Below are 20,331 nucleotides of genomic sequence, written 5' to 3'. Positions count from 1 at the left end.
CATCCTGTGTCGTGTATCTCGATAGGGTTTTCGCATGCGTGCCGACCGGCTGGTCTCCCTGGTGCTGCTGCTGCGGCAGCACGGACGGCTGTCGGCGACCACCCTCGCCCGCGAGCTGGAGGTGTCCACCCGCACGGTGCTGCGCGACATCGAGGCGCTGTCCGCGGCGGGCGTCCCGGTCTATGCCGAGCGCGGCCGGCACGGCGGTTTCGCGTTGCTGCCCGGCTTCCGGACCGAGCTCACCGGCCTCAACCCCGACGAGGCGCTCGCCCTGCTGGTCGCCGGGTCGCGGCGCGGCGCGCAGGCGTTCGGGCTCGGCTCGGCGCTCGCCTCGGCGATGCTCAAGGTGGTCGACGCGCTGCCCGACAGCTACCGGGACACCGCGGCCGGCGCGGCCGAGCGGCTGCTCATCGACCCGGAGACCGACCTGCTGTCCCGCCGGCTGGCCGCCGAGGAGGTGCCCGACGACGTGGCGGCCGAGGTCCTGCGCGCGGTCTTCGCCGGACGCAAGCTGGAGATCCACTACGCGCCCTTCGGCGGGGCGCCCGAGTGGCGGACGGTCGACCCGATCGGCCTGGTCACCATCCGCGACCGCGGCTACCTGCTGGCCACGAGGTCCGGGGCCGACCGCACCTACCGGCTGTCGCGCGTCCAGGCCGCCAGGGCGCTTCCCGAACCCGCGCAACGGCCCGACCGGGTCGACCTGGACCGGGCCTGGCAGGAGCGCAGCACCCGGTTCCGCACCGGCGGCGACCAGGTCACCGTGCTGGTGCGGATGGCCCCGAGGCGGCGGGAGGAGCTGCTGGGCACCGCGCTGGCCGTTCTCGCCGAGGAGGCCGACGCCGACGGCCTGCTGCGGCTGGAGGTGACGTTCCAGGACGACAGGCACGCCGTCTGGGCGTTGTGGCAGCTCGGCGCGGACGCCGAGGCCCTGTCCCCGCAGTGGTTGCGCGACTCCCTGCACACCCGCGCGACCGCGCTCGCCACCCGCTACCGGGCGCCGTCCTGAGAACCGGCCGCCTGCCGCGCGGAGCCTGCCTGAAAACCTGTTGGCGGGCCGCGGGGGTCGCTGTTAGTTTGCCGGTGGCCGTGCGAGAGATCGAGGAGGTGGTACCCGTGGACACAGCAACGACATGGGTGCTCCCCTCAGGGGTCACGGTCGGCGACTGAGGCAGGTGTCGCCGGGAGCGCCGCGCCAGCAGGCACTCCCGAAAGGCAACAACCATGCATTCTCCGCAGCCCACCGCAGCGCCCCTCGACTACGACGTGGTCATCGCCGGGTGCGGGCCGACCGGCGCGATGCTCGCCGCCGAACTGCGGCTGCACGACGTACGGGTCCTCGTCCTGGAGAAGGAGACCGAGCCCAAGTCGTTCGTCCGCATCGTCGGTCTGCACGTGCGCAGCCTCGAACTGATGGCGATGCGCGGCCTGCTGGAGCGCGTGCTCCAGCACGGACGACAGCGTCCGGCCGCCGGTTTCTTCGCCGCCATCGACAAGCCCGCGCCCAAGGGCCTGGATTCCGCGCACGCCTACATGGTGGGCCTCCCGCAGCCCGTCATCGAGCGGCTGCTCGAAGAGCACGCGCTCGACCTGGGCGCGCACGTCCGGCGCGGTCACGAGGTGACCGGTCTCGACCAGGACGACGAGGGCGTGACCGTCGAACTGGCCGACGGGGAACGGGTGCGCGCCCGCTACCTCGTCGGCTGCGACGGCGGGCGCAGCACGGTGCGCAAACTGCTCGGCGTCGGCTTCCCGGGCGAACCCTCGCGGAACGGGACGCTGATGGGCGAGATGGAGGCGGGCGTACCGCAGGAGGAGATCGCCGCCACGGTGGCCGCCACGATGGCCGGGATGCGCGAGAAGCCCCAGCCGTTCTGGCTCCGGCCCTTCGGCCAGGGGATATACAGCGTCGTCGTGCCCGCGGCCGAGCCCGGCGACCGTGCGGAACCGCCCACCCTCGACGACTTCAGGCGACAGCTGCGCGCCGTCGCCGGAACCGACTTCGGCGTGCACTCCCCGCGCTGGTTGTCCCGCTTCGGGGACGCCACCCGCCTGGCCGAGCGGTACCGGGTCGGGCGGGTGCTGCTGGCCGGCGACGCGGCGCACATCCACCCGCCCATCGGCGGACAGGGCCTGAACCTGGGCGTTCAGGACGCCGTCAATCTCGGCTGGAAGCTGGCCGCGCAGCTCCGCGGCTGGGCGCCGGGCCCGCTGCTGGACACCTACCAGGCCGAACGCCGGCCGGTCGCGGCCGACGTGCTGGACAACACCCGCGCCCAGACGGAGCTGTTGTCCGCCGAACCGGGCCCGCGGGCCGTGCGCAGACTGCTCACCGAGCTGATGGACTTCGACGAGGTGAACCGCCACCTGATCGAGAAGATCACCGCGATCGGCGTCCGCTACGACTTCGGCGAGGGCCCCGACCTGGTCGGCCGCCGCCTGCGCGACATCGACGTGAAACAGGGCCGCCTCTACGACCTGCTGCGCCGCGGCCGCGGCCTGCTGCTGGACCGCACCGAACGCCTGACCCCCGGCGGCTGGTCGGACCGGGTCGACCACCTCGCGGATCCCACCGCGGCCCTCGACGTCCCGTGCGTCCTGCTGCGTCCGGACGGCCACGTCGCCTGGATCGGCGACGACCAGCGGGACCTGGACATCCACCTGTCCCGCTGGTTCGGCACGCCCGTCGGCTGACGTCCCCGCCATGAACCCGGTGACCGGCGGTCTGGTCCGGTCACCGGGCAGCGGCCGGCGCCGAAGAATTGTTCGCCGGCGGATGTCGAGAACCCTCCGGCGGCTCCGTCCCAGGGGCGGAACACGAAGACGACCCCGAAGGGACGACCATGCGGACGAACGAGATCACCGAGATCCTGAACCGGCCGATCAGCCGGGAGCTGCTGGCCCGCGACCTGACCCGGCTGGCGTACGTGGCCAAGGACGGCACGCCGCGCAACGTCCCGATCTCGTTCACCTGGAACGGTTCCGAGATCGTCATGTGCACCACGAAGAACGCCCCCAAGCTCGCCGCCCTGCGCGCGAACCCGACGGTCGCCCTGACGATCGACACCGAGGTGCACCCGCCCAAGATCCTGCTGATCCGCGGCCGCGCCGAACTGGACGTCGTGGACGGCATCCCGGAGGAGTTCCTCCAGATCAACGGCTCGTACGAGATGACGGCCGAGCAGCGGGTCGAGTGGGAGGCCGAGGTCCGCTCGCTCTACGACGGCATGGTCCGGATCATCGTCACCCCGACGTGGGCGAAGCTGATCGACTTCGAGACGACCCTGCCGAGCGCGGTCGAGGAGCTGATCAGGCAGCGGGCCGAGCGGGAGAGCGCCGCGACCCGGTAGAAGGCCCCGCACGAACCGGCGGCCCGGGCGCTTTGGCCCCGGGCACAAGGTCTCACACGCTATTCGTCGTCCACGATGAAGAGGACGGCGACGACCTGGCCTAGCGTTCGGTCATGCGCCGCCTCTCCCTCGACGACCTGTACGGCCTGGCCGTACCCGGTGATCCACAGCTGCGTCCGGACGGCTCCGCCGTCGCCTACACCCTGACGACCGCGGACCGCGAGTCCGACGCCAACGTGACCGAGATCTGGCTGGCCACCCCGGGCGCCGCCCCGCGCAGGCTGGCGACCGGCGCGGCCCCCCGCTGGTCGCCCGACGGCCGCACCCTCGCCTTCCTGCGCCCGGCCGGCGGGCCGCCGCAGATCCATCTGCTGCCCATGGACGGCGGCGAGCCGCGCGTCCTCACCTCGGCGCCGCTGGGCGCCGGCGTGCCCGTCTGGTCGCCCGACGGCACCCGCATCGCCTACGCCGGGCCGTCCGGCGAGGTGGACCCGAACGCGCCGATCGTCATCGACACGCTGGAGTACAAGGCCGACGGCGCCGGGCTGCTGTGCGGCCTGACCACGCACCTGTTCGTCGTCGACGTCGAGGACGGCGCCTCGGCCCAGGTGACCTCGGGCGACTTCCACGCCGGCGCGCCCGCCTGGGCCCCGGACGGCGACCTGCTGGCCTTCACCGCCGGCCTGGACCCCGACCGCGACCTGGACATCTGCGGCGGCCTCTACCTGGTCGAGCCCAAGCAGGACGGCGCGCTCGAACGCGCGGGCGGCGACGGCGTGATCTGCGCCGGCGTCTGGTGGCTGGGCGGCCGCTGGATCGTGGCCGGTTATCGCGGAGTGCCCGAGGGCCACACCCGCCTGTTCGCCCTGGAAGGGGATGACTTCGCCGAGATCGAGATCGGCCTCGACCGCAACGTGATGATCGGCGCGCCCGGCTACCCGGGGGCGACGCCCACGATGAACGGCGACGACCTGCTGTTCTGCGTCCGCGACCGCGGATTCACCCACCTGTACCGGCTGACGCCCGGCGGCGTCGCCGAGCGCATCGTGGACGAGGACCGGAACGTGGCCGGCGTCAGCGTCGCCGCCGGACGGGTGGCCTATGTCGCCGCCACGCCGCGCAGCTCCGGTGACGTCTACCTCGACGGCGAGGCCCTCACCGACCACGCCCCCGAGGGCGTCGAGCTGTTCCAGGCGCGCAGCCGCACCTTCACCGCCCCCGACGGCACGCCGGTCGAGGCGTTCGTGCTGCGCGACGAGACGCTGACCGAGCCGGGCCCGCTGCTGCTGGACATCCACGGCGGCCCGCACAACGCCTGGGCGCCCGTCTTCGACGGCGTGCACCTCTACCACCAGGCGCTCGCCGCCCAGGGCTGGACCGTGCTGCTGGTGAACCCCCGGGCCAGCGACGGGTACGGCGAGGCGTTCTACAACGCCGGGCTCGGCGCCTGGGGCATCTCGGACGAGGACGACTTCCTCACCCCGCTCGACGTCCTGGTCGAGGAGGGCGTCGCCGACCCCGCCCGGCTGGCGGTCACCGGCTACAGCTACGGCGGCTACATGACCTGCTGGCTCACCGGCAGGACCGGGCGGTTCGCCGCCGCCGTCCCCGGCGGGGTCGTGGTCGACCTGCGCAGCATGGCCGGCACCGCCGACCTCGGCTACTTCCTGGCCAAGCACGAGGTCAGGGACGAATTCGTCGAGCAGTCGCCGATCACCTATGCCGGCGACGTCGTCACCCCGACGCTGATCCTGCACGGCGGGTCGGACGACCGCTGCCCGATCGGCCAGGCCGAGCAGTGGTTCGAGGCGCTGCGCGAGCGCCGGGTGCCGGTCCGCCTGGTCCGGTATCCCGGTGGTTCACACCTGTTCATCCTCAACGGACGGCCTTCACACCGCTTCGACTACAACGAAAGGATCCTCGCGTGGCTGGATCAATGGGTCAGCGTCTCGCCGAACTGATCGAGAAGTACGAGGTCCCGGGCGCGGCGCTCGCCTACCTGCACAACGGGGAGCTGCACGAGTTCGCCGCGGGCGTGCTCAACGTCGACACCGGCGTGGAGGCGACCCCCGACTCCCTGTTCCAGATCGGCTCGGTCTCCAAGGTCTGGACCGCGACCCTGCTCATGCAGCAGGTCGAGCGCGGCCGGCTGACCCTGGACACCCCGGTCGCCGAGCTGCTGCCCGGCTTCCGGGTCGCCGACGCCGAGGTGACCAAGACCGTCACGGTCCGGCACCTGCTGTCGCACACCAGCGGCATCGACGGCGACCTGTTCCTCGACACCGGCCGCGGCGACGACTGCATCGAGAAGTACGTCGAGGCCTGCGCCGACCTGGCACAGAACCACCCGCTCGGCGCCACCCAGTCCTACTGCAACTCCGGCTTCGTCATCGCCGGGCGCATCCTGGAGGTGCTGGAGGGCAAGACCTGGGACGAGGTGCTGCGCGAGAACATCTGCGAGCCGCTCGGCCTGACCCACACCTGGACGCTGCCGGAGGACGTGCTGCGCTTCCGCGCCGCGCACGGCCACGTCGAGGACGGCAAGGCGGCCCCGGTGTGGGGCCTCATGCGCTCGTGCGGCCCGGTCGGCCTCATCTGCGCCCGTCCGCGTGACGTGGTCGCCTTCGGCCGCGCCCACCTGGAGGGCGGCGTGCTGGACGACCCGCGGGCGATGTGGGAGCCGCAGGTCGACATCCCCAACCCGCACACCCTGGGCAGGCAGTGGGGCATCGGCTGGATCCTCGACGAGTGGTCCGGCCACCGCGTCATCTCGCACGGCGGCAACACCATCGGCCAGCACGCCATGCTCTGGGTCGTGCCCGACACCGGCACCGTCGTGTGCGTGACCACCAACGGCGGCCACAGCGGCGCCCTCACCCACGCCGTGGCCACCGAGCTGTTCGCCGAGCTCGACGGCCTGGCCGTGCCGCCGGTGCTCGGCCCGCCGGAGACCCCCGTGCAGGTGGACGTCGAGCGGTACGCCGGCGTCTACGAGCGGGTCGGCGCGCGCATGACCGCCAGCGTGCACGACGGCGCGCTCAGGTTGCGCGTCGAGGCGACGGGCGCGCTCGCCGCCCTGCAGGAGCCGTTCGACCTCGACCTCGTCGCCGTCGACGACGTCACCTTCGTCGGCCGCCGCGAGGGCGACCCCGACTGGGTCTCGGGCGTGTTCTACCAGCTCGACGACGGCTCGCCCTACTTCCACCTCGGCGTCCGCGCCACCCCCAAGATCGCCTGAGGAGACCGCATGGACCTGCAGAAACGCCTCGACGAAGCGGCCGCCGCGCACGACGTGCCGGGCGCGGCCATCGCCGTGTGGACCGGCGGCCAGTTGCATGAGGCGGCCACGGGCGTGGTCAACCGCAACACCGGCGTCGAGACCACCACCGACAGCGTCTTCCAGGTCGGCTCGACCACCAAGGTGTGGACGGCCGCCCTGATCATGCAGCTGGCCGAGGAGGGCCTGCTCGACCTGGACGAGGAGGTCGGGCACTACCTGCCCGAGTTCGCCCTGTCCTACGACGCCGTGATCACCGTCAGGCAGCTCCTGACGCACACCGGCGGCTTCGACGGCGACCTGTTCGAGGACACCGGGCGCGGCGACGACAGCCTCGAGAAGTTCGTGGCCTACCTGCACGGCGCGGGCAAGGTGCACGAGCCGGGCGAGCTGTTCTCGTACTGCAACGCCGGCTACTGCGTGCTCGGCGCCATCGTGGCCAGGCTGCGCGGCACGACCTGGGAACAGGCCATGCGGGACCACCTGCTGAAGCCGCTCGGCGCCACCCACGCGGCCCTGCTGGCCGAGGAGGCCGTGCTGTTCCGCGCGTCGGCCGGGCACATCGGGCCGGGCAACGACGTCTGCCCCCAGTGGCAGATGCCCCGCTCCAACGCGCCCGCCGGGGCCACCATGTGCCTGGCCCCGCGCGAGCTGGTGCGGTTCGGCCGCATGTTCGCCGCGGATGGCCTGGCCGAGGACGGCACCAGGGTGCTGTCGGCGGAGAGCGTCGCCGCGATGCGCACCCCGCAGGTCGCGGTGCCGGGCGTGCCCGGCCTGATGGCCGCCAACTGGGGGCTCGGCTTCGAGCTGTTCACCTGGGGCGCCTACGGCCACGACGGCGGCACCCCGGGCCAGAGCACGTTCTGGCGGGTGGCCGACGACGGCTCGTACGCGATCGCGATGAGCCTGAACGGCGGCAACTTCATCGGCGTCATGAACGACCTGCTGCTGCCGCTGCTCAGGGAGGGCGGGCTGGCGGTGCCCGACCTGCCCGCCCCGCCGGAGCAGCCGCGCGCCGTGGACCCCGCGCCGTACACCGGCCGGTACGAGGGGCCGCAGCTGGCCTACGAGGTCTCGGCGGCGGGCGGCGGCGTCGAGGTCACCCTGATCCCCGGCGCGTTCATGGCCAGCATGGGCCAGCAGGGCACCACCGCCAGGTACGTCCACCTCGCCGAGGACACCTTCATCGCCGAGCAGCCCGAGGAGGGCAGGCACGACACCGTCACGTTCGTCGTCCGGGACGGGGTCGCCACGCACCTGCACAACGGCCGGGCGGTCCCGCGTGTTTGAGCGGGACGCGCAGAGGGTCTTCGCGGCGGCGGGCGTGCGCGGCTTCGTGCACGCCCGCGACGTGGACGGCGCGGCCGAGATCGGCCTCGACCCGGACGCCCCGGTCGTCCTGGCCTCGGTGTTCAAGCTGCCGATCCTGCTGGAGTACGCCAGGCAGGCCGCGGCGGGCGAGGTGGACCGCACCGAACGGCTCACCGTCACCGCGGCGGACAAGGACGGCGGCATCGGCACCTCGGGCTGCGCCGACGACGTGTCGCTGACGCTGCGCGACCTGGCCCACTTCATGATGTCGATGAGCGACAACGCGGCCACCGACGTGCTGCTGCGCCGGGTGGGCCTCGACCGCGTCAACGCCACGCTGGAGGGCCTCGGGCTCAGGCGCACCCGTCTGATCGGCGGCTGCGCGACGCTGTTCGAGTCCGTGGTCGAGGAGCTGGGCACCATCGACGTGGCCGGCATCCCCGAGGAGCGCATCAGGGCGCTGGCCGTACGCGATCCGGAACGGACCACCGCGGGCACGCCCCGCGAGATCACCACCCTGCTCGGTTCGGTCTGGCGCGACGAGGCGGGCACCGCCGAGGCGTGCGCGGAGGTGCGCGACATCATGAGCAGGCAGATCTGGCCGCACCGCCTCTCCTCGGGCTTCCCGGACGAGGTGCGGGTGTCGGCCAAGACCGGCACCCTGTGGGGCGTGCGCAACGAGGCGGGCGTCGTGGAGTACCCCGACGGCGGCCGGTACGCCGTCGCGGTGTTCCTGCACGGCGACAACCTGGCCTTCCGCATCCCGGCCGCGGACGCCGCCATCGGCCAGGCCGCCCGTCTCGCCGTCGAGCACCTGCGCGGCTGATGACGGTCTACGTCGACTATCGTGAGCGGATGAACAGCCGTCCGCGTGCCAGCCTTGAGCGGATCCTGTTCGATCTCGGCAGCACGGTCCTCGACGTGGCCGCCTCGCCCGGTGATCTCGACACCGAGGTCACCGGGGTGCACATCTACGACCCGCTCGACGAGCTGTACGTGCCGCCGGGCGGGCTGCTGCTGGCCGTCGGCGTGCAGGGCGCCACCGCCATCTGCGGCCTGCTCGACGCCGCCCGCGAGGCCAGCGGCATCGTCGTCAAGCTGCCGGTCGACGTCGACGAGCAGGTGCGCAGCAAGGTCCTGGAGACCGGCGTCGCCGTGCTCGGGCTGACCAGGGCCGCGTCCTGGTCGCAGGTCGCCGCGCTGCTGCGCTCGCTGCTGGCCGAGGGCGACCTGGCCATGCCGGAGAAGGGGCCGCAGGGCGATCTGTTCGCGCTGGCCAACGCCGTCTGCGCGTTGCTCGACGCGCCCGTCACCATCGAGGACCGGTCGACCCGCGTCCTGGCCTTCTCCGGCAGGCAGGACGAAGCCGACCCCGGCCGGGTCGAGACCGTGCTCGGCCGCCAGGTGCCCGAGCGTTTCCAGCGCATGCTCGACGAGCGCGGCTTCTTCAAGAAGCTCTACCAGAGCCGCGACCCGATCTACATCGAGCTCGACGGCGACAGCATCAACCGGGCGGCCGTGGCCGTCCGGATCGGCGACGAGATCCTCGGCTCCATCTGGGTCGCCGTGCGCGAGCCGCTCACCCCGCAGCGCGAACGCGCCCTGGCCGACGCGGCCAAGATCGTCGCGCTGCAGCTGCTGCGCGAGCGCGCCGGCGCCGACACCCAGCGGCGGCTGCGCGCCGACCTGCTGTCCACGGTCCTGGCCGGCGGTTCCGACGCGGCCGACGCCGCGGGCCGGCTCGGCATCGCCACCGAGCGCCTGTGCGTGCTCGCCGCCCAGCTCGCCGACGGCGACGCGGCCGACCCGGCGCGCGGCGAGAGCGACCGGCAACGTTTCTGCGACGCCCTGGCGCTGCACGTCGGCGCCATCCATCCCAAGGCGGCCGCCGCGATGATCGGCTCGGTCGCCTACGCCGTCCTGCCGCTGAGCTCGGGCGGCGACGAGGAGACGCGGGCCGTTCGCGTCGCCGAGTCCTTCCTGGCCAGGGTCGGCCCGCGGCACGCGGCCAACATCGGGGTCGGCCGGCTGGCCGCCAACCTCTCCCAGGTCGCGCGGGCCCGCGCCGACGCCGACCGGGCGCTGCGCGTGCTGCGCGCCCGCGGCCTGGCCGGCCAGGTCGCCGGTTACACGGCCGTGCACTTCGAGTCGCTGCTGCTCCAGGTCTCCGACGTGGTCGCCGCCGAGGAGCAGGTGCCCACCGGCCCGTACGAGCGGCTGCTGGCGCACGACGCCGAGCACGGCAGCGAGCTGGTGGCCACCCTGCGGGCGTATCTCGACGCGTTCGGCGACGTCAACGCCGCCTGCGCGCAGGTCCACGTGCACGCCAACACCTTCCGCTACCGGCTCAAGCGGCTCACCGAGATCAGCGGGCTCGACCTGTCCGACCCCGACGCGCGACTCACCGTGATGCTGCAGATGCGGATCTTCGGACGCTAGCACGAGGTCGTCCGCGCTTTTTGTGAAGGGCGACGAAGAAGGTCGGGCCGCGAGGGACGAAGGTGGGTCACCACCCCACGCTCTCCTGGAGTCGCCATGAAGAAGACAGCGGTGCTCACCGCGTTGGCCCTGCTAGCGGCCGCGTGCGGCAGCGGCGGAGGTACGGCGGGCAGTACGGGCAAGCCTGTCACGGGCGGCACGTTCACCGCCGCCGTCACCGCCGACCCCGGGGTGCTCGACCCCGCCATGGGCGTGCTCTCGGTCACCAACAAGGTCCTGTCGGTGGCCTACGACACCCTGGTCTCCACCTCGGCGGACGGCAAGACGGTCCCCGGCCTGGCCGAGAAGTGGGACGTCAAGCCCGACCGCGTGACCTTCACCCTGCGCAAGGACGTCACCTGCTCCGACGGCTCCAAGCTCACCCCGTCCGACGTCGCCGAGAACGTCAACCACATCGCCGACCCCGCCACCAAGTCGCCCATCTACGGCGTGCTCGTACCGGCCGGGATGAAGGCCGAGGCCGACGAGGCCGCCGGCACCGTGACCCTGTCGACGCCCGAGCCGTTCAGCTTCATCCTGGAGAGCTCACGGCTGCTGTTCATCGTCTGCGGCAAGGCCGTCAAGGACCGTTCGCTCCTCGCGCGCGGCACCTCCGGGACCGGCCCGTACCAGCTCACCGAGGCCGTGCCCGGCGACCACTACACCTTCAAGGCGCGCCGGGAGTACACCTGGGGCCCCGAGGGGGGCACCGCCAAGGACATCCCCGAGACGCTCGTGCTCAAGGTGGTGCCGAACGAGCAGACGGCGGCCAACCTGCTGATCGCCGGCTCGCTCAACGCCGCCACCTTCTTCGGCCCGGATCGCACCCGCCTGGAGGCCAACCCCGCCCTCGGCAAGATCATCGAGTCGGAGGGCAACGGCCAGTACTTCTTCCACCAGGGCGAGGACAGGCCCGGCCACGATCCCGCCGTCCGCAAGGCGCTGACCCAGGCACTCGACATGAAGGAGCTGGGCGGCATCGCCTCGGGCGGCACCGGCAAGCCGGCCACCGGGCTCGTGGCGCAGCCCCGCCCGTGCCAGGGCGACACCGTCACCGGTCACGTGCCGGCCTTCGACACGGCGGCCGCCACCGCCGCCCTGGACGCGGCCGGCTGGAAGGCCGGGGCCGACGGCATCAGGGAGAAGGACGGCAAGAAACTCTCCCTGCGCCTCATGTACGGCACCACCAGGGGCCCCGGCATCGTGGCCGCCGCCGAGTACATGGCGGCGGCGTGGAAGAAGATCGGCGTCGACGTGAAGCTCAACGGCGTCATCGACACCAAGCTGTCGGAGTCGCTCAACGCCACCCAGGACTGGGACGCCGTCTGGCTGCCTATCGGCGTCACCCTGCCCTCGCAGCTGGTCGGCTTCCTGTCCGGTCCCGCCGCCCCGAAGGGCGCCAACTTCGCCCACCTGAAGAACGCCGAGTACGAGCGGCTGGTCGCCGAGGCCGCCAAGCTGACCGGCGCCGAGGGCTGCGCCAAGTGGGAGAAGTCGGAATCGGCCCTGTTCGACGCCGCCGACCTGGTGCCCGTGGTGGAGATGAACTCGCTGACCGCCACCAAGGGCGCCACCTTCCGGACCGTGGCCGGCCTGTTCCTGCCCTCGACGATCCGCCTCACCCAGGGAGGCTGAGTGACTGTACGGCGCCTCGTGCGCTTCGTCGTGTCGCTGGCGGTGCTGCTCGTGGCGTCGTTCGCGATGATCCATCTCATCCCCGGCGACCCGGTGCGGGCCTCGCTCGGCCCGGCCGCGCCGGTCGAGCTGGTCAACGCCCGCAAGCAGTTGCTCGGGCTGGACAAGTCGCTGCCCGAGCAGTTCGCCGCCTACGTCGGGCACATCCTCACCGGCGACTTCGGCACCTCTTTCCTGACGGGCGAGCCGGTCGGCGAGGTCATCGCCGCCCGGCTGCCCAACACGCTGGGCCTGGCGCTGCTGGCCACCGTGGTGGCGCTGCTGCTGGCCGTGCCGCTCGGCATGTGGGCGGCCATCCGCACGGAGAACGGCAGGAACCGGGGCACCGAGATCACCTTCAGCTCGGTCACCGGCACCGCCGTAGCCGTCCCGGAGTTCCTGTACTCCATCGCGCTGGTGGCGGTCCTGTCGATCGGGCTCGGCCTGTTCCCGCCGGCCGGCAAGGAGGGGGCGATGTCGTACGTCCTGCCGGTGGCCGCCCTGGCGATCGGCCCGGTCGCGATGATCGCCCGCATCTCCCGGGTGGAGACCCTGCGCGAGCTCGGCACCGACTACGTGCGGCTGGCCCGGTCGAAACGGTTGCCCGCCGCCCGCCTGCACCTGCGGCACGTGCTGCCCAACACGCTGACCGCGACGCTCACCGTGGGCGGGCTGCTGCTCACCTCGCTGATCGCCGGCAGCGTGCTGGTGGAGTACGTCTTCGCCTGGCCGGGGCTCGGCCTGAAGATCGTCGAGTCGATCACGCAGAAGGACTATCCCGTCGCCCAGGGCGTCATCCTCGTCTACGGCGCGATCGTGCTCGTCGTGAACCTCGCCGTCGATCTGATCCTGGGCGCGCTCGACCCCACCTCCAAGATCAAGGAAAACTGATGCGTTTGCGCACCCCGGCCGCCGTCGCCGGAGCCGTGCTGGTCACGCTCATGGTGGTCCTGGCCGTCGTCGGCCCGCCGATCTGGGGCGCGGCGGCGGAGAAGATCGACGCGGGCGCCATCCTGCAGGGCTCCTCGGCCGCCCATCCGCTCGGCACCGACAACCTGGGCCGCGACCTGCTGGCCAGGGTCCTGGTCGCGGGCCGGTTCTCCCTCCTGCTCGCGCTGGCGGCCACGCTCTTCGGCGCGGCCGTCGGCACCGTGCTCGGCGCGCTGCCCTCGGTGCTGCCGCCGCGCGGCGCCCGCTTCGTCACCGGCGCCGTCAACGCCCTCGTCGCCTTCCCCGGCCTGCTGCTGGCCATGTTCACCGCGGTGGTCGCCGGGCTCGGGGCCAAGGGCGCGGTGCTCGGCATCGGCGTGGCCATCGCCCCGAGCTTCGCCCGGCTCACCCAGACGCTGGCCGCGACCATCGCGGGCGCCGACTACGTCGCGGCCGCCCGGATGCTCGGCGTGCCGCGCATGCGCGTCCTGACCAGGCACGTGCTGCCCAACATCGCCGAGCCGCTCATCCTCAACCTCACCCAGGCGCTCGGCGGCGCGCTGCTGGGCCTGGCCGGGATGTCGTTCCTGGGCCTCGGCGTGCAGCCGCCCGCCTTCGACTGGGGGCGGCTGCTGTTCGACGGGTTCGGCCGCATCTACGTCACGCCCGAGGTGGCGCTGGGGCCCGCCCTGGCGGTCGCGCTGGCCGGCATCGGCTTCAACCTGCTGGGGGACGCGCTGGCCAAGGCCGCCGCCCGCACCGCCGTGCACACGCGCGAGGCCAGGCCCGCCGCGCCGCCCGCCCCCGGCGAGCCGGACCCCGAGGCGGTGCTGGAGGTCAAGGACCTGACGGTGACCTTCCCCGGCGGCGTCACGCCGGTGCGCGGGGTGTCGCTGACCGTCGCGCCCGGGCAGATCGCCGGGCTGGTCGGGGAGTCGGGCAGCGGCAAGAGCCTCACCGCCGCCGCGATCGGCGGGCTGGTGCCGTACCCGGGCGTGGTGACGGCGGGCAGGCTGGCGCTGGACGGCCAGGAGATCTCCGAGATGTCGCCCAAGGAACTCGGAACCGCGCTCGCCATGGTCTTCCAGGACCCGATGGCCTCGCTCAACCCCGCGCTGAAAGTCGGCGGCCAGCTGGCCGAGGTCGCGATCGTGCACCAGGGCGCCGGCAAGGCCGAGGCCCACCGGCGCGCCGTCGACCGGCTCGGCCACGTGCACCTGCCCGCGCCCGAACGGGTGGCCCGCCGCCACCCGCACGAGCTGTCCGGCGGCATGCGGCAGCGCTCCGTCATCGCCATGGGCCTCATGGGCACCCCCAGGCTGCTCATCGCCGACGAGCCCACCACCGCGCTCGACGTGACGGTGCAGCGGCAGATACTCAAGCTGCTGCGCGAGGTCACCGACGAGACCGGCGCGGCGGCGTTGTTCATCTCCCACGACATCGCCGTCGTCGGCGAGCTGTGCGACGTGGTCGTCGTCATGTACGCCGGCCGCGTCGTCGAGCAGCTCCCGGTCGAACTGCTGGCCACCGGCGCCGCGCACCCCTACACGCGGGCGCTCATCGACTCGCTGCCCGACATGGACACCGACAGGTCGCTGCCGCTGGCCAGCATCCCCGGCCGTCAGCCCGCCCCTTCCGACGTGGGCGACGGCTGCGCCTTCGCCGCCCGCTGCGAGCTCGCCACGGCCCGCTGCGCCGGCGAGCGTCCCCCTTTGACGTCGTACGGCAAGGCGCACCAGGTCGCCTGCTGGGAGGTCTGATGATCATCGAGAACCTGACGGTGCGGTTCGGCTCGTTCACCGCCGTCGACGACATCACCCTGGAGGTGCCGAGCGGGTCCATCGTCGGGCTGGTCGGCGAGTCGGGGTCGGGCAAGTCGTCGGTGGCCAGGGCGGTGAGCGGCCTGGTGCCGCACACCGGCACCATCACCGGCGCCAGCCGCGTCCAGATGGTCTTCCAGGACCCCTACGCCTCGCTCGACCCCCGGATGAAGGTCGGGGCGTCCATCGCCGAGGGCTGCGGCAAGGGCTCGGTCGAGAGGCTGCTGTCGCTGGTCTCCCTGCCGCCCGAGGTGGCCACGCGCTACCCGCGCGAGCTGTCAGGCGGCATGCGTCAGCGCGTGGCCATCGCCAGGGCGCTGGGCGCCGAGCCCGACCTGCTGGTCGCCGACGAGATCACCAGTGCCCTGGACGTGTCCGTCCAGGGCTCGGTGCTGAACCTGGTGCGCAGGCTCCGCGACGAGCTGGGCCTGTCGATGTTGTTCATCTCGCACAACCTGGCCGTGGTGCGCTACGTCTCCGACGTGGTCGCGGTGCTGCACCAGGGGCGCATCGTGGAGCTGGGGCCGACCGAGGAAGTGGTCGGCGCCCCCGCCCACGACTACACCCGGTCGCTGCTGGAGGCCGTGCCCAGGCTGGGCCGCTCCACCACGTAGAACGCCTTGTCGTGGAAGGCGGTCACCACGCCGCCTTCCACGAGCAGGCCGCCCAGGACCTCGCGGACGGCCAGCCGCCACGCCTTGGCGGCGCCGGGGTCCGTGACGCGCAGCGCCTCGATGTCCTCCGGCAGCGCCACGAGCAGGGTGGTGGCGTCGCTGTCGCGCGTCACCGGCCGTCCGTCCTCGTCGGCCAGCACGATCGCGGCGTCCGCCGGGAGAGGCCGCCGGCCGGGCTCGCCCCGTACGAGGGCCGCCACGTGCGGCGCCGACAACGACCAGGAGGCCAGCACGCGGTCGGAGTCGCTGCCCTGGTTGATGGCATCGGTCATGACGCCGTAGAAGCTCGGCAGGTACTCCTCGGGACGGGCGCCCAGCTTGGCCAGGTTGAAGTGGGCGTTCCTGCGCACCAGCGGATCGTAGGTCCAGGTGATGCGGTCGATGCCGCGCTCCAGGGCCCAGCTGCGCTGGTGCAGCTTCAGCTCGAAGCCGATGCCGTGGCCGCCGGCCGCGCCGGTGATGTGGGAGTGCAACGTGTTGCCCGCCCCGAAGAAGCCGACGGAGGCGCCCACCAGGCGGCCCGCGTCGTCGTACGCGCCGGCCACGTAGTTGCCCGCGTGCGACATCGCCCGCATCAGCTCGACCGTGATCGGCCGGCTGTCCGGGTCGAAGTGCCAGATCCCGTCGAACAGCTCACTGACCTGCTCGAACTCCGCGATCCCATGGAGTTCCCTGATCGCGATCAACGTGCCGGCCCTCCGAATGCTCAAGTGTCACGGTGACGCTACGGCACTGTGCGGCGGGACCGAATCGTGCGGGACACCAAAGAGCACCCCGGGCTTCGTGGGATCAGACAGCGGCCGGACGCCTTCAGTGGGCGGTCCAGCCTCCGTCGACCGGCAGCACGGCGCCGGTGAGGTAGGAGGCCGCCGGACCGGCCAGCAGGACCGCCGCGCCGACGAGTTCGCCCGGGTCGGCCCAGCGCCTCATGGGGACCTGGTGGTCGAGGAACTCCCGCACGTGCGGGTCGTCCTCGACGCCCTCGTTCAGCGGGGTGCGGAAGGGGCCGGGGGCCAGGGCGTTGACGCAGATGCCGGTGCCCGCCAGCTCGACGGCGAGGCTGCGGGTGAGCTGGACGACCGCGCCCTTGCTGGCCGCGTAGCCCGCCCGGCCCGCGGCGCCGACGAGCCCGAGAGCGCTGGCCAGGGTGACGATGCGGCCGTACCCGGCCTCGCGCATCACCGGCACGGCGGCCTGGCAGGCGAGGAAGGTGCCGACGACGTTGACGTCGAGGCAGCGGCGCAGCGTGGCGGCGTCGAGGGTCTCCAGCTCGCCGCGGGCCTGGATCCCGGCGCTGGTCACCAGCACGTCCAGGCGGCCGTGCGCGGCGACGACGTCCCGCACGAGAGCCTGGACCGCGTGCTCGTCGGTGACGTCGCAGGCCATGCCCGAGGCGGCGACGCCGGTCGCGGCGGTGATCTCGGCCGCCGCCTCCCGGCACGCCGCCAACCGCCGGCCGACGGCCACCACCGTGCAGCCGGCGGAGGCCAGACCCTGCGCGATGGCCCGGCCGAGCCCCGCCGAGCCGCCCGTGACGATCGCCACCTGCCCGGCCAGGGGCGCCTCCGGACCGGCGGACCCCGCGTGCATGTCCCGGCCGGGAGCGGCCGGGTCTTCCTGGGACGTCATGTGGCTCCTCGTCACAAGTGTTCCGTTTACAGAACAGTAGCGTGTCCGCAGCCGTCCAGGATGGCGCGGACCAGGGACTGGACGGCGTCCCTGTCCACGTTCGGCGCGGTGACCAGCCCGAACAGGGCGCCCTCGTAGAGCGCGATGAGCGTGGGGATCCGCTCGCGGGGGACGGGGTGGCCGAGTTTGTCGTGCTGCCCGGCGGTGATCCGCGCCGCCATGCCCGACAGGCCCGCGAGGGCGGCGGCGAGCGCCGGACGGCGCACGGCCTCCAGCTGGAGCTCGAAGATCGCCAGATAGCGGTCACGCAGCGTGGTCGCCGCCGTGAGCAGCGACTCGGTCAGCAGGTCGGCCAGTGTCGCGGGCTGCCCGGCGGCCAGGTCGGTGGCCCGGCCGGTGTCGGCGAGGTGCAGCTCGACGACGCGCCCCGCGGCGGCCACCAGCAGCGTCTCCCGGTCGCGGAAGTAGTTGGAGGCGGTCCCCGGCGGAAGGTCCGCCTCCTTCTCCACCGCGCGGTGGGTCAGCCCGTGCACGCCCGACGACGCCAGCAGCGTGATGGCGGCATCGGTCAGGGCGCGGCGACGGGCCGGATTGGTGGGCGGCATACGGCCATGCTAAACCAACAGACGTACTAGTACGATCGTAGTGAATGGGGAGAACTTGTGAAGATCGTGGTGGTCGGCGCCGGGCTCGGAGGAGTGGCGGCCGCGGTGGGGCTGCACCGCCGAGGGCACGAGGTGACGCTCGTCGAGCGCGGCGCCGAGCTCAGGGAGGCGGGAACCGGGATCGTGGTCATGCCGAACGGGCTGCGGGCGCTGGACGCGCTCGGGCTGGGCGAGGAGGTTCGCGAACACGTCGTGCACGAAGGCCGCGGGGGGCTGCGCGACCGGCGCGGACGGCCACTGCTGATCACCGACATGGACCGGGTGCGGGAGCAGATCGGGATACCCGTCATCATCGACCGGGCGCGGCTGCACCGCGCACTGCGCGCCCCGCTGCCCGCCGAGCTGGTGCGCACCTCCACCTCGGTCGAACGCCTGGAGCCCGACTCCGCCGGGGTGACCGTGATCGCCGGCGGTGGGCCCGTCGCCAGAGCGGACGCCGTGATCGCCGCCGACGGCATCGGCAGCAGGCTGCGCGCCCAGCTCTTCCCCGGCCACCCCGGACTGCGGCGGACCGGCCGGCTGGATCTGCGCGGCATGCTGCCCCGTCCGCCCGGACTGCCCGCGGACCTGCTCACCAGCCAGCTGGTCGACCGCCGCAACGGGGCGATGTTCGGCCTGTATCCCGTCGGCGCGGACCTGCTCTACTGGTTCACCGACTCCGCCCTGCACGGCGAGCCGCCGGACGCGGCGGAGGCACGCCGGCAGATGTCGTCCCTGATGGCCGACTGGCATCCCCTCGTCGCCACACTGATCGAGGCCACCCCGCCCGCCGACATCCACGTCGACCCGATCACCCACCTGGCCGCGCCCCTGCCCTCGTACGCGGTCGGCAGGATCGCGCTCCTCGGCGACGCCGCGCACGCCATGCCCCCCGACCTCGGCCAGGGTTCCAGCCAGGCCTTCGAGGACGCCGCCGCGCTGACCCGCCACCTGACCGGCGCCGAGCCGGCGGACGCCGCCCGGCGGCTGCTGCGCTACGACGCCGAGCGCAGGCCCAGCGCCAACCGCATGATGCGGGCGGCGTCCCGGCAGTCGTGGCTGACCACCCGGACCGGCCTCGCCGCGGTGCTGCGCGACGCCCTGCTGCGCGCGGTGCCGTCCGCGCTGGCCACCCGGCAGCTCGCCGCTCTCTGGCGCGTCCAGAGCGGCGCCGCCTCGCCGTCGTAACCGGCTCCGGCCCCACGCCGGCCACTTTGGGGCCGGGGCCGCGTTCGTGGACGTGCAGAAGGCCGCTTCTCGCGCGCTGCGCGAGAAGCGGCCGCCGGGCTTGGTGCTAGCTGCGGAAACGGCCCTCCCGGGAGTAGAGGCAGGTGAAGCAGGCCGGGTCGGCGTTCCAGCCGTCGTCGTAGGAGACCGTGCGGTGCCGCTTGATCTTGCCCTTCTTCGTCACGGCCTGGGCGTACCCCGGCGGCACGATGCCCTCGAAATGCTTCACGAAGTTGCCGAGGGCGTTCCGGTAGTAGACCCGGTGCCGGGCCCAGAGGTTGGTCGTCGAGCCGGGCGGGGTGCAGTTGGCGACGTAGCTCTCGGCGATCTTCTGCTTGAAGCCGCCGAAGTCGAACGTGCTGTACGACTTGGCCGGCAGGCCGGGCACGCCGTCGTCGTGCCAGAGCGTCCAGCCGAAGATCGACCAGGTGCAGCTCGCCGGGCCGGAGCGGACCGCGCTCGCCGGGGCGGTCAGGCCGCCAGCCGTGACCGGCTCGCTGGTGATCCTGCGCCGCTGCAGTTCGGCGGGCGGGTCGGCGCCGTGGTCCTCGACGAGACGCCGGGGGACCGCGACGTCGGGCGGGGTGACCTCCAGATAGGTCTCCAGGAGGGTGTCCTCGTCGTCAAGGACGATGAGGGGGGCGCGTCCGATCGGGCCGGTCTGGACCATCCCGACCTCGTCGGACGGGACGCTGTCGGTGAAGGTCACCGACAGCCCGGTCGTGTAGTCGAGCTGAGCCAGGACGATCTCGCGGTCGGACTCCTCGGCGGCAGGGGCCGCGGCCTTGGCCGTGGCCGTGGCAGGGGAGGGCGCGAGGAGCATGGCGGCGGCGACGGCCGCCAGGAACGGGCTGAATCTCATGCGGGCCACGCTAGGAAACGATCTTTCAGTTGCCTTAAAGGCGAGCTCAACGCATGGTCATTCCGACCTACGTGCCCCCTGTCACCTGCCCGCACCGGGGCGCGCAGGGCCAGGCGCTCACGTCCTCCGCCCCCCGATCCACTCCGGCAGCTCCGCAGACTGCCGCCGGCGCGAGGGCTCGCAAGGCGTCCGCGAGCCGTTCCAGGGACGTCGGCCGTACCGGCTGCGAGAAACGTCCTGAAATCGACGGACGGAATGTCTCTATTGCCGGATTCCCTGAGCGCGGCAATATTGCCAATTCGGGCTATGTCCGCATTTTGCGGCTCAGTCGCCGGCCCCGGTCAGCGAGCGCCGGCCCCCCGCTGATCTACCGCGACGTCCTGCGGCGTCATACCGTCGCCATGGCCCGGCAAAGATCTTCATCGCTACCTGAACGGCGAACCGGGACAAATGGC

The 20,331-nt window shown here is 72.7% G+C and carries 17 protein-coding genes; 13 read left to right on the top strand and 4 right to left on the bottom strand.

Going from position 1 to position 20,331, the window contains the following annotated elements; genetic code table 11:
- The first annotated feature begins 34 nt into the window (after positions 1-34).
- The 12 genes from ACIBK9_RS11175 (at position 35) to ACIBK9_RS11120 (ending at position 15,454) form a co-directional block, all read left to right on the top strand.
- A complete protein-coding gene (locus ACIBK9_RS11175; RefSeq protein ID WP_397157128.1) occupies positions 35-1,009 on the top strand; it encodes a helix-turn-helix transcriptional regulator in 975 nt (324 codons plus the stop codon).
- A 215-nt stretch (positions 1,010-1,224) separates the two neighbouring features.
- Positions 1,225-2,694 (top strand): rifampin monooxygenase, encoded by a 1,470-nt coding sequence (gene rox, locus ACIBK9_RS11170; RefSeq protein WP_397157126.1) that lies wholly within the window; start codon positions 1,225-1,227, stop codon positions 2,692-2,694.
- A 149-nt stretch (positions 2,695-2,843) separates the two neighbouring features.
- The gene (locus ACIBK9_RS11165; protein WP_397157124.1) at positions 2,844-3,350 is read left to right on the top strand and encodes a pyridoxamine 5'-phosphate oxidase family protein; all 507 of its coding nucleotides are present in this window, start codon (positions 2,844-2,846) and stop codon (positions 3,348-3,350) included.
- A gap of 113 nt (positions 3,351-3,463) precedes the next feature.
- On the top strand, positions 3,464-5,311 hold the full coding sequence (locus ACIBK9_RS11160) for a S9 family peptidase (protein ID WP_397157122.1): 1,848 nt from the start codon (positions 3,464-3,466) through the stop codon (positions 5,309-5,311).
- Positions 5,275-6,588 carry a serine hydrolase domain-containing protein gene (locus ACIBK9_RS11155; RefSeq protein WP_397157120.1) on the top strand — a complete coding sequence of 438 codons (1,314 nt, stop codon included), beginning with the start codon at positions 5,275-5,277 and terminating at the stop codon, positions 6,586-6,588. Before ACIBK9_RS11160 ends, ACIBK9_RS11155 begins: the two co-directional genes overlap by 37 nt.
- Positions 6,589-6,597: 9 nt before the next feature.
- Positions 6,598-7,917 (top strand): serine hydrolase domain-containing protein, encoded by a 1,320-nt coding sequence (locus ACIBK9_RS11150; RefSeq protein ID WP_397157118.1) that lies wholly within the window; start codon positions 6,598-6,600, stop codon positions 7,915-7,917.
- Positions 7,910-8,764 carry a serine hydrolase gene (locus ACIBK9_RS11145; protein WP_397157116.1) on the top strand — a complete coding sequence of 285 codons (855 nt, stop codon included), beginning with the start codon at positions 7,910-7,912 and terminating at the stop codon, positions 8,762-8,764. Before ACIBK9_RS11150 ends, ACIBK9_RS11145 begins: the two co-directional genes overlap by 8 nt.
- Before the next feature lie 29 nt (positions 8,765-8,793).
- Positions 8,794-10,377 (top strand): helix-turn-helix domain-containing protein, encoded by a 1,584-nt coding sequence (locus ACIBK9_RS11140; RefSeq protein WP_358287157.1) that lies wholly within the window; start codon positions 8,794-8,796, stop codon positions 10,375-10,377.
- 96 nt (positions 10,378-10,473) lie between these two features.
- A complete protein-coding gene (locus ACIBK9_RS11135; RefSeq protein WP_397157114.1) occupies positions 10,474-12,051 on the top strand; it encodes an ABC transporter substrate-binding protein in 1,578 nt (525 codons plus the stop codon).
- Positions 12,052-12,981, top strand: coding sequence for an ABC transporter permease (locus tag ACIBK9_RS11130; RefSeq protein ID WP_397157112.1), 930 nt, complete (start codon positions 12,052-12,054; stop codon positions 12,979-12,981).
- Positions 12,981-14,780 carry a dipeptide/oligopeptide/nickel ABC transporter permease/ATP-binding protein gene (locus ACIBK9_RS11125; protein ID WP_397157110.1) on the top strand — a complete coding sequence of 600 codons (1,800 nt, stop codon included), beginning with the start codon at positions 12,981-12,983 and terminating at the stop codon, positions 14,778-14,780. Before ACIBK9_RS11130 ends, ACIBK9_RS11125 begins: the two co-directional genes overlap by 1 nt.
- Positions 14,780-15,454 carry an ATP-binding cassette domain-containing protein gene (locus ACIBK9_RS11120; protein ID WP_352362680.1) on the top strand — a complete coding sequence of 225 codons (675 nt, stop codon included), beginning with the start codon at positions 14,780-14,782 and terminating at the stop codon, positions 15,452-15,454. The genes ACIBK9_RS11125 and ACIBK9_RS11120 overlap by 1 nt, the downstream gene beginning before the upstream one ends.
- Here ACIBK9_RS11120 and ACIBK9_RS11115 read toward each other — a convergent pair.
- From ACIBK9_RS11115 to ACIBK9_RS11105, 3 genes are all read right to left on the bottom strand, one after another.
- Complete coding sequence (locus tag ACIBK9_RS11115; protein ID WP_397157108.1) at positions 15,400-16,224, bottom strand: GNAT family N-acetyltransferase; 825 nt, start codon at positions 16,222-16,224, stop codon at positions 15,400-15,402. The two genes, ACIBK9_RS11120 and ACIBK9_RS11115, sit on opposite strands and share 55 nt — an antisense overlap.
- Before the next feature lie 100 nt (positions 16,225-16,324).
- Entirely contained in the window at positions 16,325-17,143 is an 819-nt protein-coding gene (locus ACIBK9_RS11110) for an SDR family NAD(P)-dependent oxidoreductase (protein WP_397157106.1), read from the bottom strand.
- Positions 17,144-17,169: 26 nt separating this feature from the next.
- Entirely contained in the window at positions 17,170-17,748 is a 579-nt protein-coding gene (locus ACIBK9_RS11105) for a TetR/AcrR family transcriptional regulator (RefSeq protein ID WP_397157104.1), read from the bottom strand.
- A gap of 57 nt (positions 17,749-17,805) precedes the next feature.
- Between ACIBK9_RS11105 and ACIBK9_RS11100 the strand changes: the two genes are divergently transcribed.
- Positions 17,806-18,975 (top strand): FAD-dependent oxidoreductase, encoded by a 1,170-nt coding sequence (locus ACIBK9_RS11100; protein ID WP_397157102.1) that lies wholly within the window; start codon positions 17,806-17,808, stop codon positions 18,973-18,975.
- A 106-nt stretch (positions 18,976-19,081) separates the two neighbouring features.
- On the opposite strand, the gene ACIBK9_RS11095 is transcribed toward ACIBK9_RS11100, so the two are convergent.
- A complete protein-coding gene (locus ACIBK9_RS11095; RefSeq protein ID WP_397157100.1) occupies positions 19,082-19,876 on the bottom strand; it encodes a hypothetical protein in 795 nt (264 codons plus the stop codon).
- Between the last annotated feature and the right edge of the window lie 455 nt (positions 19,877-20,331).

Source organism: Nonomuraea sp. NPDC050227 (assembly GCF_044459705.1).
Lineage (GTDB): Bacteria > Actinomycetota > Actinomycetes > Streptosporangiales > Streptosporangiaceae > Nonomuraea.
Note: the sequence above shows the minus strand (reverse complement) of the source record. Positions and strands in the feature narration are given on the sequence as shown.